The sequence below is a fragment of the Pseudomonas sp. s4 genome (assembly GCF_046764235.1).
GTDB lineage: Bacteria > Pseudomonadota > Gammaproteobacteria > Pseudomonadales > Pseudomonadaceae > Aquipseudomonas > Aquipseudomonas asiatica.
This window is the reverse complement of the sequence record NZ_CP177209.1, coordinates 307,914-322,391: the sequence shown is the minus strand read 5'-3', so window position 1 is coordinate 322,391 and position 14,478 is coordinate 307,914. Positions and strand designations below refer to the sequence as shown.

At 63.0% G+C, this 14,478-nt stretch carries 13 protein-coding genes; 4 read left to right on the top strand and 9 right to left on the bottom strand.

The window, feature by feature from the left end; all coding sequences use genetic code 11:
- Positions 1-18: 18 nt before the first annotated feature.
- The 7 genes from ssuB to ACK56M_RS01450 form a co-directional block, all read right to left on the bottom strand.
- A complete protein-coding gene (ssuB, locus tag ACK56M_RS01480) occupies positions 19-831 on the bottom strand; it encodes an aliphatic sulfonates ABC transporter ATP-binding protein (protein ID WP_013970450.1) in 813 nt (270 codons plus the stop codon).
- On the bottom strand, positions 828-1,625 hold the full coding sequence (gene ssuC, locus ACK56M_RS01475) for an aliphatic sulfonate ABC transporter permease SsuC (protein WP_015268598.1): 798 nt from the start codon (positions 1,623-1,625) through the stop codon (positions 828-830). Before ssuC ends, ssuB begins: the two co-directional genes overlap by 4 nt.
- 10 nt (positions 1,626-1,635) lie before the next feature.
- Positions 1,636-2,784, bottom strand: coding sequence for an FMNH2-dependent alkanesulfonate monooxygenase (gene ssuD, locus ACK56M_RS01470; RefSeq protein ID WP_100413091.1), 1,149 nt, complete (start codon positions 2,782-2,784; stop codon positions 1,636-1,638).
- A 58-nt stretch (positions 2,785-2,842) separates the two neighbouring features.
- Entirely contained in the window at positions 2,843-3,808 is a 966-nt protein-coding gene (locus ACK56M_RS01465) for a sulfonate ABC transporter substrate-binding protein (protein ID WP_015268596.1), read from the bottom strand.
- Between the two features lie 84 nt (positions 3,809-3,892).
- Positions 3,893-4,486: an NADPH-dependent FMN reductase gene (gene ssuE / locus ACK56M_RS01460; protein ID WP_024087992.1), complete on the bottom strand. Its 594-nt coding sequence runs from the start codon at positions 4,484-4,486 to the stop codon at positions 3,893-3,895.
- Between the two features lie 289 nt (positions 4,487-4,775).
- Entirely contained in the window at positions 4,776-5,414 is a 639-nt protein-coding gene (locus ACK56M_RS01455) for a peroxiredoxin (protein ID WP_015268594.1), read from the bottom strand.
- 165 nt (positions 5,415-5,579) lie between these two features.
- The gene (locus ACK56M_RS01450) at positions 5,580-6,914 is read right to left on the bottom strand and encodes an OprD family porin (RefSeq protein ID WP_015268593.1); all 1,335 of its coding nucleotides are present in this window, start codon (positions 6,912-6,914) and stop codon (positions 5,580-5,582) included.
- A gap of 508 nt (positions 6,915-7,422) precedes the next feature.
- Between ACK56M_RS01450 and tauA the strand changes: the two genes are divergently transcribed.
- Genes tauA through tauD form a run of 4 tightly spaced genes read left to right on the top strand, consistent with a single transcriptional unit; the run spans position 7,423 to position 10,928 of the window.
- On the top strand, positions 7,423-8,394 hold the full coding sequence (gene tauA, locus ACK56M_RS01445; protein WP_013970443.1) for a taurine ABC transporter substrate-binding protein: 972 nt from the start codon (positions 7,423-7,425) through the stop codon (positions 8,392-8,394).
- A 27-nt stretch (positions 8,395-8,421) separates the two neighbouring features.
- Entirely contained in the window at positions 8,422-9,210 is a 789-nt protein-coding gene (gene tauB, locus ACK56M_RS01440) for a taurine ABC transporter ATP-binding subunit (protein ID WP_023660883.1), read from the top strand.
- Complete coding sequence (gene tauC, locus ACK56M_RS01435) at positions 9,207-10,046, top strand: taurine ABC transporter permease TauC (protein WP_411959226.1); 840 nt, start codon at positions 9,207-9,209, stop codon at positions 10,044-10,046. The genes tauB and tauC overlap by 4 nt, the downstream gene beginning before the upstream one ends.
- A gap of 48 nt (positions 10,047-10,094) precedes the next feature.
- A complete protein-coding gene (gene tauD, locus ACK56M_RS01430) occupies positions 10,095-10,928 on the top strand; it encodes a taurine dioxygenase (protein ID WP_015268590.1) in 834 nt (277 codons plus the stop codon).
- Positions 10,929-11,042: 114 nt separating this feature from the next.
- Here the strand turns inward: tauD and betT are convergent, their stop codons facing one another.
- Together betT and epsC are read right to left on the bottom strand one after the other, a co-directional pair.
- Positions 11,043-13,004, bottom strand: coding sequence for a choline transporter BetT (gene betT / locus ACK56M_RS01425; RefSeq protein ID WP_167506610.1), 1,962 nt, complete (start codon positions 13,002-13,004; stop codon positions 11,043-11,045).
- A gap of 333 nt (positions 13,005-13,337) precedes the next feature.
- The gene (epsC, locus tag ACK56M_RS01420; RefSeq protein WP_015268588.1) at positions 13,338-14,270 is read right to left on the bottom strand and encodes a serine O-acetyltransferase EpsC; all 933 of its coding nucleotides are present in this window, start codon (positions 14,268-14,270) and stop codon (positions 13,338-13,340) included.
- Positions 14,271-14,478 lie beyond the last annotated feature (208 nt).

The following is a 14,478-nucleotide window of genomic DNA, read 5'->3' as shown; positions in this document are numbered from 1 at the left end:
GTCTGGTAAGTGAGTCAGTCAGTGCGCCCAACGCAGTTGCGTGGGCAAAGGGGCTACAGGATCCGGCTCGGGCGCAGCGCCCGGGGCCGACAGAACACGGTTGAGCACTTCGCTTTCCAGCGCGGCCAGGCGGTGCGAACCACGCGCCCGAGGCCGTGCCAGGTCGACAGTGAGGTCGAGCCCGACTTCGCCGTCCTCGATCAGGATCACCCGGTCAGCCACGGCGACTGCCTCGCTGACATCGTGGGTAACCAGCAACACGGTGAAGCCGTGCTGACGCCACAGGCGTTCGATCAGTTGCTGCATCTCGATACGGGTCAATGCATCCAGTGCACCGAGCGGCTCGTCCAGCAGCAGCAGGCGCGGCTGGTGAATCAGCGCCCGGGCCAGGGCCACACGCTGCTTCTGGCCACCCGACAGAGCCGCCGGCCATTCATTGGCGCGATCGGCCAGGCCAACGGACTCCAACGCTTCCAGCGCACGCGGGCGCCAGTCGCCAGACAGGCCCAGGCCAACGTTGTCGATCACCTTCTTCCATGGCAGCAGGCGCGCGTCCTGGAACATCAGGCGGGTTTCTTCGCGGGCCTGTTCCAGCGGCGCGGCACCGGCCAGCAACTGGCCTGCAGTGGGCTGGTCGAGACCGGCCAGCAGGCGCAGCAAGGTGCTCTTGCCGCAGCCACTACGGCCGACGATCGCGACGAACTGGCCGGCAGGAATATGCAGCTCGATCCCCTTCAGCACTTCGCGCTGGCCAAAGGTCTTGCGCAGGCCGCTGGAAGCCAGCGGGATGCCACGCAGCAGGCGTGGCGGCTGTTCCTTGAGTACGGTCATGCGCCCTCCCTCCTGGCCACTTGATAGGCCGGGTGCCAGCGCAGCCAAACACGCTCCAGGCCCCGGGCTGCGAGGTCGGCAAGCTTGCCGAGCACGGCATACAGGACGATGGCCAGCACTACCACGTCGGTCTGCAGGAACTCACGGGCGTTCATCGCCAGGTAACCGATGCCGGCATTGGCCGAAATGGTTTCGGCAACGATCAGGGTCAGCCACATGAAGCCCAGGGCAAAGCGCACGCCTACCAGGATCGAAGGCAATGCCCCGGGCAGGATCACCTGGCGGAACAGGCTGAAGCCGGACAAGCCATAGCTGCGCGCCATTTCCACCAGCGCCGGGTCGACGTTGCGGATGCCGTGATAGGTGTTCAGGTAGATCGGGAACAGCGTGCCCAGCGCCACCAGGAAGATTTTTGCCGACTCGTCGATACCGAACCACAGGATCACCAGCGGGATCAGCGCCAGGTGCGGCACGTTGCGGATCATCTGCACCGAGCTGTCGAGCAGGCGTTCGCCCCAGTTCGACAGGCCGGTGATGAAGCCCAGCACCAGGCCGATGCTGCCACCGATGACGAAGCCCAGCCCGGCACGCCAGCCACTGATGGCCAGGTGGGTCCAGATCTCGCCGCTGCGCACCAGCTCGACGCCGGCGCTGACCACGGCGCTGGGCGCGGGCAGGATGCGCGTCGACAGCCAGCCGGCGCTGACCGCCAGTTGCCAGGCAGCCAGCAGCAGTACCGGCAGCGCCCATGGCGCCAGGCGCTGGCCAAGGTTGTTGGAAGTTGCACGACTCATGGCCTGGCCCTCAGCTCTGCGCAACGGACTTGGGCAGGATGTCGTTGGCCACCATTTCGCCAAACGGGCTCACATAGCCGCCGGCCTTGGCTTGCTCCGGGCGTTGCACATCCAGGTGCGGGAACAGCAGCTCGGCCACCCGGTACGACTCTTCCAGGTGCGGGTAGCCGGAGAAGATGAAGGTATCGATGCCCAGCTCGGCGTATTCCTTGACGCGTGCCGCGACGGTCCGGCCATCCCCCACCAGCGCGGTGCCGGCACCGCCACGCACCAGGCCGACACCTGCCCACAGGTTGGGGCTGACCTCCAGCTTGTCACGGTTGCCGTTGTGCAGGGCGGCCATGCGTTGCTGGCCGACCGAGTCGAAGCGCGCCAGCGAGGCCTGTGCACGAGCGATGGTGTCGTCGTCCAGGTGCGAGATGAGCTTGTCGGCAGCGGCCCAGGCTTCTTCGTTGGTTTCCCGCACGATCACGTGCAGGCGGATGCCGAAGCGCACTTCGCGGCCCTGAGCAGCGGCTTTCTCACGCACCTGGGCGATTTTTTCAGCGACCGCACTCGGCGGCTCGCCCCAGGTCAGGTACAGCTCGACCTGCTCGGCGGCCAGGTCCTGTGCGGCTTCGGAGGAACCACCGAAATACAGTGGCGGGCGTGGTTGCTGGATCGGCGGGTAGAGCAGCTTGGCGCCCTTCACCTGGATGTGCTTGCCGTCGTAGTCGACCACCTCGCCTTCCAGCACCTTGCGCCAGATACGGGTGAACTCTACCGAGGCTTCATAACGTTCCTGATGGTTCAGGTGCAGGCCGTCACCGGCCAACTCGTCCGGGTCGCCACCGGTCACCAGGTTGAACAGCGCGCGGCCGTTGGACAGGCGATCAAGGGTTGCTGCCTGGCGTGCCGCCACGGTCGGCGAAATGATCCCGGGGCGCAGGGCGACCAGGAACTTCAGCCGCTGGGTCACCGGGATCAGCGATGCCGCGACCAGCCAGGAGTCCTCGCAGGAGCGCCCGGTAGGGATCAGCACGCCACCAAAGCCGAGCCGGTCGGCCGCCTGGGCGATCTGCTGCAGGTAGCCATGGTCGACGGCGCGCGCGCCATCGGAGGTGCCCAGGTACTTGCCGTCACCGTGGGTAGGAAGGAACCAGAAGATGTTAAGGCTCATTGGAGTTGTCTCCTCAAGGGGGCTCAGCCAGGGCGGCGCCCCGGCGCAGGCGAATCAATCAAGGCGCACTGGCGACCTTGGCCGGGGGTGTCCAGATCACGTCCTTGATGCTCAGCGGCTTGGGAATCAGCTTCAGTGCCTGGAACGTGTCGGCGATCTTCTGTTGCGCGGCCACCACTTCCGGGGTGAGCGGCGCGGCACCGTAGCCTTGGCGCTTGACCGAAGTCAGGGTGATATCGGCGGGCAGGCCGAGCAGCGGCGCGACCTGGTCGGTCACTTCCTGCGGGTTGGCCTGGGACCATCCACCCACGGCACGCACTTCTTCGATCAGGGTGTTGATCACTGCCGGGTGCTGGGTCGCGTAGTTGCGGGTGGCCAGGTAGAACTGATGGTTGTCGACCAGGCCCTTGCCATCGCGCAGGGTATGAGCCTGCAGCTGTTTCTCGGCGGCAGCCTGGTACGGGTCCCAGATCACCCAGGCGTCCACGCTGCCGCGTTCGAAGGCGGCGCGGGCGTCGGCCGGGGGCAGGTACACCGGCTGGATGTCGCTGTATTTCAGGCCTGCGTCTTCCAGGGCGCGAACCAGCAGGTAGTGAACGTTGGAGCCTTTGTTGAGGGCGACTTTCTTGCCCTTGAGGTCTTTGACCGACTGGATCGGCGAGCCCTTCGGCACCAGGATCGCCTCGCTGTGCGGCGCTGGCGGCTCGTAGGCGACGTACAGCAGGTCGGCACCGGCGGCCTGGGCGAACACCGGCGGGGTTTCACCGGTGACGCCAAAGTCGATGGAGCCTACGTTCAGCCCCTCAAGCAGCTGCGGGCCGCCGGGGAACTCGGTCCATTGCACCTGCACGCCCTGCTCGGCCAGGCGCTTTTCCAGCGTGCCCTTGGCCTTGAGCAGCACCAGGGTGCCGTATTTCTGGTAACCGATACGCAGGCTCTCGGCCTGGGCTTGGGTAATGGCGCCGAAGGACACAGCCGCCGCAAACAGGGCGACCAGACCGCGACGCAAGAAGACTGTGCGCATGGCGCTCTCCTGTGCGAGTGGGTTCGGGTTGCACCTGCTTGCCTCGTTGTCGGGCGAGTAAGGTGGTGAAGCGGGTTGGGCCGGTCAGATGCTCCAGCGAGCGCTGATCAGGCGTTCGTTCAATACGCCGGGGGCCACGGGGCGCGGCCGACGGGCCAGTGCAACGTGGAAGGTTTCCAGCGCGTCCTGCAGGCGTTCTTCCAGCGCCGCTACCAGCTGCGCGGGCCTGGAGCCTTCTGCGTAGGCGACCTGGCTGTCGTCGGCGAAGATCCCTTGCAGGGTCTCTTGCGCCTTGAGTGCCGACAGCACGGGTTTCAGCGCGTAATCCACCGCCAGCATGTGGGCGATGCTGCCGCCGGTGGCGATCGGCAACACGATCTTGTGTGCCAGGGCGCGTTCGGGCAGCAGGTCGAGCAAGGTTTTCAGGGCACCGGCGAACGAGGCCTTGTACACCGGCGTGGCGACGATCAGGCCATCGGCCTGGGCCACCAGCTGCTGGAAGTGCTGCACCTGCGGGCTGTCGAAACGGGCGTGCAGCAAGTCTTCGGCGGGAAAGTCACGTACCTGGAACGTTACTACCTCGACGCCACGGTCCTGCAGCCACTGGCGAGAACGCTCCAGCAGCACGCCGGAGCGTGAACGGGTACTGGGGCTACCACCGATTGAGACGACCAGCATTGCAGCGCTTCCTTGTGTTTTGTTGGAGGTGACATTAACAGTCACCGCATATATCTAGAAATCATATTTTTTCATTTGTTTATTCCATTTTTATCAATCTCCTGTTTTGGCCCTTTCGCGGGTAAACTCGCTCCCACAGGGATCGCACAAGGCCTGGGACTTGCACTATTCCTGTGGGAGCGGGTTTACCCGCGAAGAAGCCCACGCAGTTTCAGCAGGCATAAAAAAGGGCCGTCGAAACGGCCCGAATATCCCTGCTTTGGCTAAGAGCAATGCAACGAGGAATCCTTTAACGATTGGGCTGCGGAGTCAGCCGCAGATAGGGTTTGACCGCCCGGTAACCTTTGGGGAAACGCTGCCTGATCTCTTCCTCGTCCTTCAGCGAGGGCACGATTACCACGTCGTCACCGTCCTGCCAGTTACCTGGCGTGGCGACCTTGTGGTTGTCGGTCAGCTGCAGCGAGTCGATCACCCGCAAGATTTCGTTGAAGTTGCGCCCGGTACTGGCCGGGTAGGTGATGGTCAGGCGCACCTTCTTGTTCGGGTCGATGACGAACAGCGAGCGCACGGTCAGGGTGTCGCTGGCATTCGGGTGGATCAGGTCGTACAAGTCGGACACCTTGCGGTCGGCGTCGGCAATGATCGGGAAGTTGACCACGGTGTTCTGGGTTTCGTTGATGTCATCGATCCAGCGGTGGTGTGAATCGACCGGGTCCACCGACAGGGCGATGGCCTTGACCCCGCGTTTGGCGAAATCGTCCTTCAGCTTGGCGGTCAGGCCCAGCTCGGTGGTGCACACCGGGGTAAAGTCGGCTGGGTGAGAGAACAACACCCCCCAGCTGTTGCCCAGCCACTCGTGGAAGCGGATCTTGCCTTCGCTGGAATCCTGTTCGAAATCGGGGGCGATATCGCCGAGTTTTAGGCTCATGGGCTGCGGCTCCTGTGCTGGGTTCTGTACCGTGTGGGTTCAATGTGCCTGCATTCGATTAAAAACAAAAAGAATAAATACTGATTTGTTTATAACCAAAAAACATACGAAATTGCAGACACAAAAAAGCCTCGCACTAGGCGAGGCTTCTTGTTCAGCTACGGCTTACAGGAAGTTGTAAGTGTAGTTCACGATGAAGCGAGTCTGGTCTTTGTCCCCGATGCTTTCGCCGCTACCACGGTAAACACCCTGACGCAGGCTGAAGCCCAGGCCTTTGAGGGAGCCTTGCTGAATGGTGTAGTCGACGCGTGCGTCACGTTCCCATTCGTTGTAGCTGCCGTCGCCCGACTTGTTGCGGATGTCGTCACCACGCAGGTAGGCCACCGAAGCCTTCAGGCCTGGAACGCCCAGGGACGCGAAGTCATAGGAGTACTGACCGAAGGTGGTGTTCTCACCGGCACGAGCGAACTGGTTGATCATGCTGTCGGTGAACAGGTAGAAGCTTGCGCCGCCATTGCCTTCCAGCGAGGAAGTGGCGCCGTCCTTGCGGACGCTACCTTGGTTCAGCCAGACGAAACCACCATCGTCACCCACTTGCTGGTGACCGAGCATCAGCGCATGGCCACCCAGGGTGTAGGTGAACATGGCGCTCCAGGTCTTGTTGTCGACCTCGCCCCCGTTCTTCGCGTAGCCACCGTTGTTGTCGAAGGCGTAACCGGTCTCGCCATTCTTGCCGTCGCTGCGGCTATCGAAGTAGCGCAGGTCGGTCTTGAACGACTGGTTGTCGGCGATCTTGAAGACGTGGGTAGCACCCAGGAAGTGCTGCTTGTAGAAGTCTTCCAGGTTCGAGTAGTAGTACTGCAGGGTCAGGTCGGGAGTGAGCTTGTAGTCACCACCGGCGAACTGGAACTTGTTGCTGTCGCGGAAGGCGCCAGAAACGGAAAGACCGGTACGGTTGCTCGAAGCACGACCCATGGCGTGGGTCAGTTGACCTGCGTTGAAGGTCAGGTTGTCGATTTCCTTCGACTGGAGGGTGCCACCCTCGAAGGTCTGCGGCAGCAGACGGCCGTCGTTGGAGACCAGGATCGGCAGCATAGGCGCCAGGGCGCTACCGTAGTGGACCTCGGTCTTGGAGAAGCGAGCCTTGGCGTTACCACCAATGCGTGCCCAGTCGTGAACTGCCGAACCATCGGAGTCGCTTGGGAAGAAGGTGTTGTTGGCATCTGGACGGCTACCACGGCCACCATCCAGGTGAATGCCCCACAAAGCCTGGACGTCGACACCAAAACCTACGGTGCCTTCGGTGAAACCAGACAGGTAGTCGAGCTTGAAGCCCTGACCGCTTTCTTTCTGGTCGATACCGCTTTCGCGGTTGTCATCGTTGAAGTACATGGTGCGCGAGCTGAGCGACAGCTTGCTGTCTTCAACGAAACCGGCAGCGCCTGCTTGTTGGGCGAGAACCCCCAGTGCCACGGCCAGGGCCAGGCTGGACTTGTACATGTTTTGCTCCTCTACGTTCTAATTCTTGTGTATCTCTGGTGGCGGGATCTGCTGCCCCGCTCACCGTGGATTGGCGATTTAGTCCCAAAGCGTGACCGTAAAGTCAATCGTTTCTAAACGTTTCGCGACTTTGGTCTAAGACGCCAGCTGCGCTACAGGATAATGACAATCCTATAAATCCAAAATGACCGTTTTATGAATTGGTAAGATTTTTAAGGAATATGTTAGGAATTATTACTGCTATTCGTTAGAAGCAGCATTCTTTTCATAACCAATAGTTATTTGCAAACGTTTGCTCATAACCTAATTCCGTATCGTTCTATCGGGACGAAAAAGCCTAGCAGCACTCTCGGATTTCACCATTGAGCGAAATCACAGCGTTTCCCTGTTAACGCGTCTCAAACCATTGGCTCCTAAGCTAATGCAAAAAAGTTATTTATTTTACATTTCTTAGATCAATTAGCCTTCTCGTCATCCACCACACCGATTGCCTGACGAGAGGTTCACCATGATCCCGCACGCCCCGCTGCGCCTGTTCGCCGCCCTGACCCTCGCCAGCGCCAGCTGGTTGGCCCAAGCTGCTGACCTGACCGTGGCCTACCAGACCACCGTCGACCCGGCCAAGGTGGCGCAGGTCGATGGCGATTACGAAAAAGCCAGCAAGGCCAGCATCGACTGGCGCAAATTCGATAACGGCGCCGACGTGATCACCGCCGTAGCCAGCGGCGATGTACAGATCGGCTACCTGGGCTCCAGCCCGCTGGCCGCCGCAGCCTCCCGCAAGCTGCCGGTCGAGACCTTCCTGATCGCCACGCAGATTGGCGCCGGTGAAGCACTGGTCGCCCGCGACAGCATCAAGACTCCGCAAGACCTGGTCGGCAAGAAAGTCGCCGTGCCTTTCGTCTCCACCGGCCACTACAGCCTGCTGGCCGCGCTGAAGAGCTGGAACATCGACCCGGCCAAGGTGCAGATCCTCAACCTGGCGCCACCGGCAATCATTGCCGCCTGGAAGCGCGGCGACATCGATGCCACCTACGTCTGGGACCCGGCCCTGGGTGTGGCCAAGGAAAACGGCAAGGTGCTGATCACCTCCGGCGAGCTGGCCGAGAAAGGCGCACCGACCTTCGACGCATGGATCGTGCGCAAGGACTTCGCCGCCAAGCACCCCGACGTGGTCAAGGCCTTCGCCAAGGTCACCCTCGACGCCTACGCCGACTACCGCAAGAACCCGCAAGCCTGGCTGGCAAACCCCGACAACGTGAGCAAGCTGGCCAAACTTTCGGGCGCCAAGCCTGCCGACATCCCGGTGCTGCTGCAGGGCAACGTGTACCCACTGGCCGTCGACCAGGCCAATGCACTGGGCGCATCGACCACCCAGGCGCTGACCGACACGGCCACCTTCCTCAAGCAGCAAGGCAAGGTCGACGCGGTGCTGCCGGACTACTCGCCCTACGTCAGCGCCAAGTACCTCCCCAACTAAGCCTGTAGAAACCGACCGGAGCCTGCCATGGCCTTGCTCGAACTGGAGCGCATCAGCGCACAGTACCCCGGTGCCGAAACCCCGGTACTGGCCGACATCAACCTGAGCCTGGGGCCGCGCCAACTGCTGGTGGCCCTGGGTCCTTCCGGCAGTGGCAAGACCTCGCTGCTCAACCTCATCGCAGGCTTCGTCGCCCCCAGCGGCGGGCGCATCACCTTGGACGGCGTGCCCGTCCAGGGCCCCGGCGCCGAGCGCGGCGTAGTGTTCCAGGACGATGCGCTGCTGCCCTGGCAGAACGTGCTGGGCAACGTCGCATTCGGCCTGGAACTGGCCGGCGTGCCACGCGCCGAGCGTGAGGCCAAGGCCCGCGAAATGCTGGCCCTGGTCGACCTCGACGGCTTTGGCGAACGGCGTATCTGGCAATTGTCCGGTGGCCAGAAGCAGCGTGTTGGCCTGGCCCGGGCGTTGGCAGCCGATCCACGAGTGTTGCTGATGGACGAACCGTTCGGCGCACTTGATGCCTTCACCCGCGAGCAGATGCAGGAGTTGTTGCTGCAGGTATGGCAACGCACCGCCAAGCCGGTGTTCCTGATTACCCACGACATCGAAGAAGCCGTGTTCCTCGCCAGTGAACTGGTACTGCTGGCGCCCAACCCGGGGCGCGTGGTGGAGCGCCTGCAACTGGACTTCGGCCAGCGCTACGCAGCGGGTGAATCGGCGCGGGCTATCAAGTCCGACCCGGCTTTTATCGAAACCCGCGAGCACGTACTTGCGCGGGTGTTCTCTCAACGCCAAAGCCTGCAGGAGCGCGCATGAGCAGCCTGGACCTGCCGGTCACCGGCAAGCGCAACACCCAACCCCGGCCAGCCACCAAGCTGCGCCGCCCCCTGCCCACCCGCTGGATCAGCACCCTGACCCTGGCCAGCCTGCTGTTGGCCTGGTGGCTGGTGACCGCGGCCGGCTGGATCGAGCCGCTATTCCTGCCCTCGCCCGCCGACATCCTGGCCAAGGCCGGGACCCTGCTGACCCAAGGCTATATGGATGCCAGCCTGTGGCAGCATCTGGGTGCCAGCCTGGGGCGCATCGGCGTGGCCCTGCTTGCCGCCACCCTCACCGCCATCCCGGTGGGTATCGCCATCGGCTACAACCGCGTGGCCCGAGGCATTCTCGACCCGCTGATCGAGTTCTACCGGCCGATCCCGCCGCTGGCCTACCTGCCGCTGATCGTCATCTGGTGCGGCATCGGCGAGCTGTCCAAGGTGCTGCTGATCTACCTGGCAATCTTCGCCCCCATTGCCATTGCCACTGCCACCGGCGTGCGCACGGTCGACCCGGCCAAGCTGCGTGCCGCGCACTCGCTGGGCGCGACCAAGGCCCAGCTGATCCGCCACGTGATCCTGCCCAGCGCCCTGCCCGACATCCTCACCGGCATCCGCATTGGCCTGGGGGTTGGCTGGTCGACCCTGGTGGCTGCCGAGCTGATCGCCGCCACCAGCGGCCTGGGCTTCATGGTGCAGTCGGCGGCGCAGTTCCTGGTCACCGATGTGGTGGTGCTGGGGATTTTGCTGATCGCCCTGATCGCCTTCGCACTGGAAATGAGCCTGCGTGCCCTGCAACGCAAACTGGTGCCTTGGCACGGGCAGAGCCACTGAATCCTGTTGACCACGCCAGCAGCCTGGCGCCTGATTGAAGAGACCGACATGAGCCTGACCATCACCCCCCTCAGCCCGGCGCTCGGCGCCCAGATCAGCGGCGTGGACATCAGCCGCGATATCACCGTCGAAGAACGAGACGCCATCGAGCAGGCGCTGCTGCAGCACCAGGTGCTGTTCTTCCGCGACCAGCCGATCAACCCGCAGCAGCAGGCGCGGTTTGCCGCCCGCTTCGGCGACCTGCACATCCACCCTATCTATCCCAACGTGCCGGAAACCCCGCAGGTGCTTATCCTCGACACGGCGGTGACCGATGTGCGCGACAACGCCGTGTGGCACACCGATGTGACCTTCCTGCCGACCCCGGCCCTGGGCGCGGTACTCAGCGCCAAGCAGTTGCCGGCCTACGGCGGCGACACCCTTTGGGCCAGCGGCATCGCTGCCTTCGAAGCCTTGTCGGCGCCGCTGCGCGAGATGCTCGACGGGCTGACAGCCACCCATGACTTCACCAAGTCGTTCCCGCTGGAGCGCTTTGGTACCACGCCGGAAGACCTGGCGCGCTGGGAAGCAACCCGGCGGAACAACCCGCCGCTGTCGCACCCGGTGGTGCGCACGCATCCGGTGAGCGGGCGCAAGGCGCTGTTCGTCAATGAGGGGTTCACCACGCGCATCAATGAGCTGGGCGAACTGGAAAGCGAGGCACTGTTGAAACTGCTGTTCGCCCATGCGACGCGGCCGGAGTTCAGCATTCGCTGGCGGTGGCAGGAGAATGACGTGGCGTTCTGGGACAACCGCGTGACCCAGCATTTTGCGGTGGATGACTACCGGCCGAACCGGCGGGTGATGCATCGGGCGACCATCCTTGGGGATGCGCCCTTCTGAAACTGGGAGGCCTTTGGCCTCCATTCGCAGCACAAGGCTGCTCCTACAGGGAAGCGCGATCCCTTGTAGGAGCAGCCTTGTGCTGCGAATGGGCCGCAAAGCGGCCCCAGCGATCTAGCGGACCAGATGCAGGTACTGCATGTGCCGTTCGTACTGGTCGAGGATGTCGTTGATGATCTGCTCCTTGCTGTAGCCCACCAGGTCATAGTTCTGGCTGCCTTCGCTCAGGTGCACCTCCGCCCGGTAGTAACGGCGGTTCTTCAACTCTTGCGTACCCAGCCCACCCAGGGCGAACGATGGCGTGAAGTAACCACGCATCTGCACCTGGTAAATGAACGGCTGTTCCTCGCCATGGCCAATCTTCAGGCTGACGTTGTCGTGGCTCGGGTCGTCCTGGGTAATCAGCACCAGGCCCTTCTGCTCGAACACTTCACGCACATCGGCAATTGCCGGGCGGACCACGTCGTCCATGAAGCGGTATACCTCATCACGCGACGGGAAGTGCACCGCCTGGCTCAGGCGCTGGCGCCAGCCGCCACGGCCGCGGCGTGACTGGGCGAACGGGGCCAGCGAATGCATCTGTGCGATCTGCCGTTGCGACTCCAGGTAGAACGCCTTGTGCAGCCCCCACATCATGCACAGCAGGATCAGCGAGAACGGCAACGAGGTCAGCACCACCGCCGACTTCAGCGAGTCGATGCTGCCGGCGAACAGCAGCGCGCTGGTGATCAGCGCGGTCATCGCCCCCCAGAAGATACGCAGCCAGTTCGGCCCATCCTCGTCCGCATCACCGCCCTTGGCCGACAAGGTCGACAGCACCACGGTGCCCGAGTCGGCCGAGGTGACGAAGAACACAAAGCTGATGAACACCGTCACGGCGATCACCGTCTTGCTCCAAGGGTAGGTCTCCAGCAGCAGGTACAGGCTCATCGACGGGTTATCCAGCGCCGACTGGCCCAACGCTGTCATGCCGTGGTTGATGACTTGGTCCAGGGCACTGTTGCCGAAGATCGACATCCACGCCAAGGTGAAGCCCAGCGGAATCAACAGCACACCAAAGACGAACTCGCGGATGGTGCGGCCACGGGAGATGCGGGCGATGAACAGGCCCACGAACGGCGCCCAGGCAATCCACCAGGCCCAGTAGAACACCGTCCAACCGCCCAGCCAGTCACGGTTCTCGCCGTAGGCATAAACGTCGAAGCTCTTGCGCGGCAAGGCACCCAGGTAGTCGCCGAGGTTCTGGATCAGCGTGTTGAACAGGTGCTGGGTAGGCCCGGCGAACAACACGAACAGCAACAGCGCGCAGGCCAGGAACAGGTTGATGTCGCTCATAACCCGCACGCCCTTCTCCACCCCGGCGACCGCCACGGCCACCGCCGCGCCCATCATCAGGGTGATGAGCAGCACTTGCACCCACTGGCTGTGGTCGATGCCGAACAGGTAGTCGAGGCCGGCGTTCAGGTGCAGCACGCCAAAACCCATGTCGGCACCCAGGCCGAACACCGTGGCGATGATGCCGAAACCGTCCACCGCATAACCGATCGGCCCGTTGATGCGCTTGCCGATCAGCGGGTACAACGCCGATCGCAAGGCCAGCGGCAGGTTGTGCCGATAGGCGAAGTAGGCCAGGGCCATGCCGACGAAGGCGAACACGCCCCAGCCATGCAGGCCCCAGTGCAGGAACAGGATCTGCATCGCCTGGCGCCCGGCCTCGGCCGTGCCCGCTTCGCCCTGGGGCGGCTGCAGCATGTGGGTCAGGGGTTCGGACACGCAAAAGAAGAACAAGGTGATACTGATGCCGGCGGCGAACAGCATACCGGCCCATGACAGGTAGCTGAACTCGGGTTCGTCGTGGTCGGCACCGAGCTTGATCTTGCCGTAGCCGGACAAGGCGGTGACCACCACGAAGACCAGGTACAGCGTCATCGCCAGCATGTAGTACCAGCCGACCGTGTTGGCCGCCCAGTTCTGCGCCGCCAGCAACCAATCGCCTGCTGCTTGTGGATAGGAAATGACCACGAGGCCGAAGATGAGGATGAAACTTGCCGCGAAATAGAACACCGGGGGGTTCATGCGGATCTTGCCATTGGCAAGGGAAGGGTTCGGTGCACTCATTGGGGGCGCACCTCGTCGAATGACGTAAGGCTCGGAATGAACGGGTTCAGCAAAGGAATCCTCCTGTTGAACACCGGCAGCGGACCAGCGTTTTTTCATTGAACAAGCGTTCAAGTTAAACATGGATCGGATTTCAATGCGAATTGGGGCGCTGATTGGTGCCCTCCTGCACTGACCTCTTCGCGGGCTCGCCCGCTCCCACAGGGACCGCACGAACATTGAATTTTGTGCAGTAGCTGTGGGAGCGGGCAAGCCCGCGAAGTGGCCGGTACAGGCCAATGAAATGCCAGATCAGTTCTTGTCCTGGCAATCCAGCTGCAGGTTGGCCTGGGTAATGTTGCTCTCGGCCGGCACACTGCGAGTCAGCCACACATTACCGCCAATGGTCGAGCCTTTGCCGATGGTGATCCGCCCCAGCACCGTGGCCCCCGCATAGATCACCACATCGTCCTCAACGATCGGGTGGCGTGGCAGCCCCTTGTGCAAGGTGCCCGATTCATCGCTGGGGAAGCGCTTGGCGCCCAGGGTCACCGCCTGGTAGATGCGCACACGCTCGCCGATGATCGCGGTTTCGCCAATCACCACGCCGGTACCGTGGTCGATGAAGAAGCTCGGGCCGATCTGCGCCCCGGGGTGAATGTCGATCCCCGTGGCCGAATGCGCCAGCTCCGAGCTGATCCGCGCCAGCAGCGGCAGGCCGGCCTGGTACAGATGGTGCGCCAGGCGATGGTGGATGATCGCCAGGATGCCCGGGTAGCACAGCAGCACTTCATCGACACTGCGCGCAGCCGGGTCGCCGTGATAGGCGGCCAGAACGTCGGTGTCCAGCAGCACGCGCAGGCCCGGCAGGGCGGCGGCGAATCCCTGCACCAGGCTCAGCGCATGGGCATCGACGCCGGCCAGTTCGCCCTTGCTTTGTCGTGCGGCGTAGCGCAGCTCCAGGCGGGCCTGGGCCAGCAAGGCGGTCAGGGCGGCATCCAGCGTATGGCCGACGTAGAAGTCTTCGCTTTCTTCGCGCAGGTCGACCGGGCCAAGGCGCATGGGGAACAGTGCGCCGCACAGTTGCTCCAGGATGTGCCGCATCGCTTCGCGCGAAGGCAGCTCACGCCCGCCCTGCTCGCCGCTGCTGCGGCCATTGCGGGTGCGCCATTGTTCACGGGCGCCGCGCAGGCCGGTGACGATGCTCTGCAACTGCCAGTGCCCGGATGAAGATTGTTCGCTCACGGTTTTCTCCTGCCTGAGTAGGCCAAACTCATTTTTATTTGCAGGTCCGGCCTCTTCGCGGGCTCGCCCGCTCCCACAGGGACCGCACAAATTCCAAGCCCTGTGCAGTACCTGTGGGAGCGGGCGAGCCCGCGAAAGGGCCGGACCTGCCTACATGCAATTCACTCTACGGCAAATCCATCCCTTGGAAAAAACAACGCTTTATTCC

What these genes read in the sequence shown, in the direction of transcription:
- ssuB (WP_013970450.1), bottom strand. Translation starts at nt 831, where the DNA reads ATGACCGTACTCAAGGAACAGCCGCCACGCCTGCTGCGTGGCATCCCG.
- ssuC (WP_015268598.1), bottom strand. Translation starts at nt 1,625, where the DNA reads ATGAGTCGTGCAACTTCCAACAACCTTGGCCAGCGCCTGGCGCCATGG.
- ssuD (WP_100413091.1), bottom strand. Translation starts at nt 2,784, where the DNA reads ATGAGCCTTAACATCTTCTGGTTCCTTCCTACCCACGGTGACGGCAAG.
- ACK56M_RS01465 (WP_015268596.1), bottom strand. Translation starts at nt 3,808, where the DNA reads ATGCGCACAGTCTTCTTGCGTCGCGGTCTGGTCGCCCTGTTTGCGGCG.
- ssuE (WP_024087992.1), bottom strand. Translation starts at nt 4,486, where the DNA reads ATGCTGGTCGTCTCAATCGGTGGTAGCCCCAGTACCCGTTCACGCTCC.
- ACK56M_RS01455 (WP_015268594.1), bottom strand. Translation starts at nt 5,414, where the DNA reads ATGAGCCTAAAACTCGGCGATATCGCCCCCGATTTCGAACAGGATTCC.
- ACK56M_RS01450 (WP_015268593.1), bottom strand. Translation starts at nt 6,914, where the DNA reads ATGTACAAGTCCAGCCTGGCCCTGGCCGTGGCACTGGGGGTTCTCGCC.
- tauA (WP_013970443.1), top strand. Translation starts at nt 7,423, where the DNA reads ATGATCCCGCACGCCCCGCTGCGCCTGTTCGCCGCCCTGACCCTCGCC.
- tauB (WP_023660883.1), top strand. Translation starts at nt 8,422, where the DNA reads ATGGCCTTGCTCGAACTGGAGCGCATCAGCGCACAGTACCCCGGTGCC.
- tauC (WP_411959226.1), top strand. Translation starts at nt 9,207, where the DNA reads ATGAGCAGCCTGGACCTGCCGGTCACCGGCAAGCGCAACACCCAACCC.
- tauD (WP_015268590.1), top strand. Translation starts at nt 10,095, where the DNA reads ATGAGCCTGACCATCACCCCCCTCAGCCCGGCGCTCGGCGCCCAGATC.
- betT (WP_167506610.1), bottom strand. Translation starts at nt 13,004, where the DNA reads ATGAACCCCCCGGTGTTCTATTTCGCGGCAAGTTTCATCCTCATCTTC.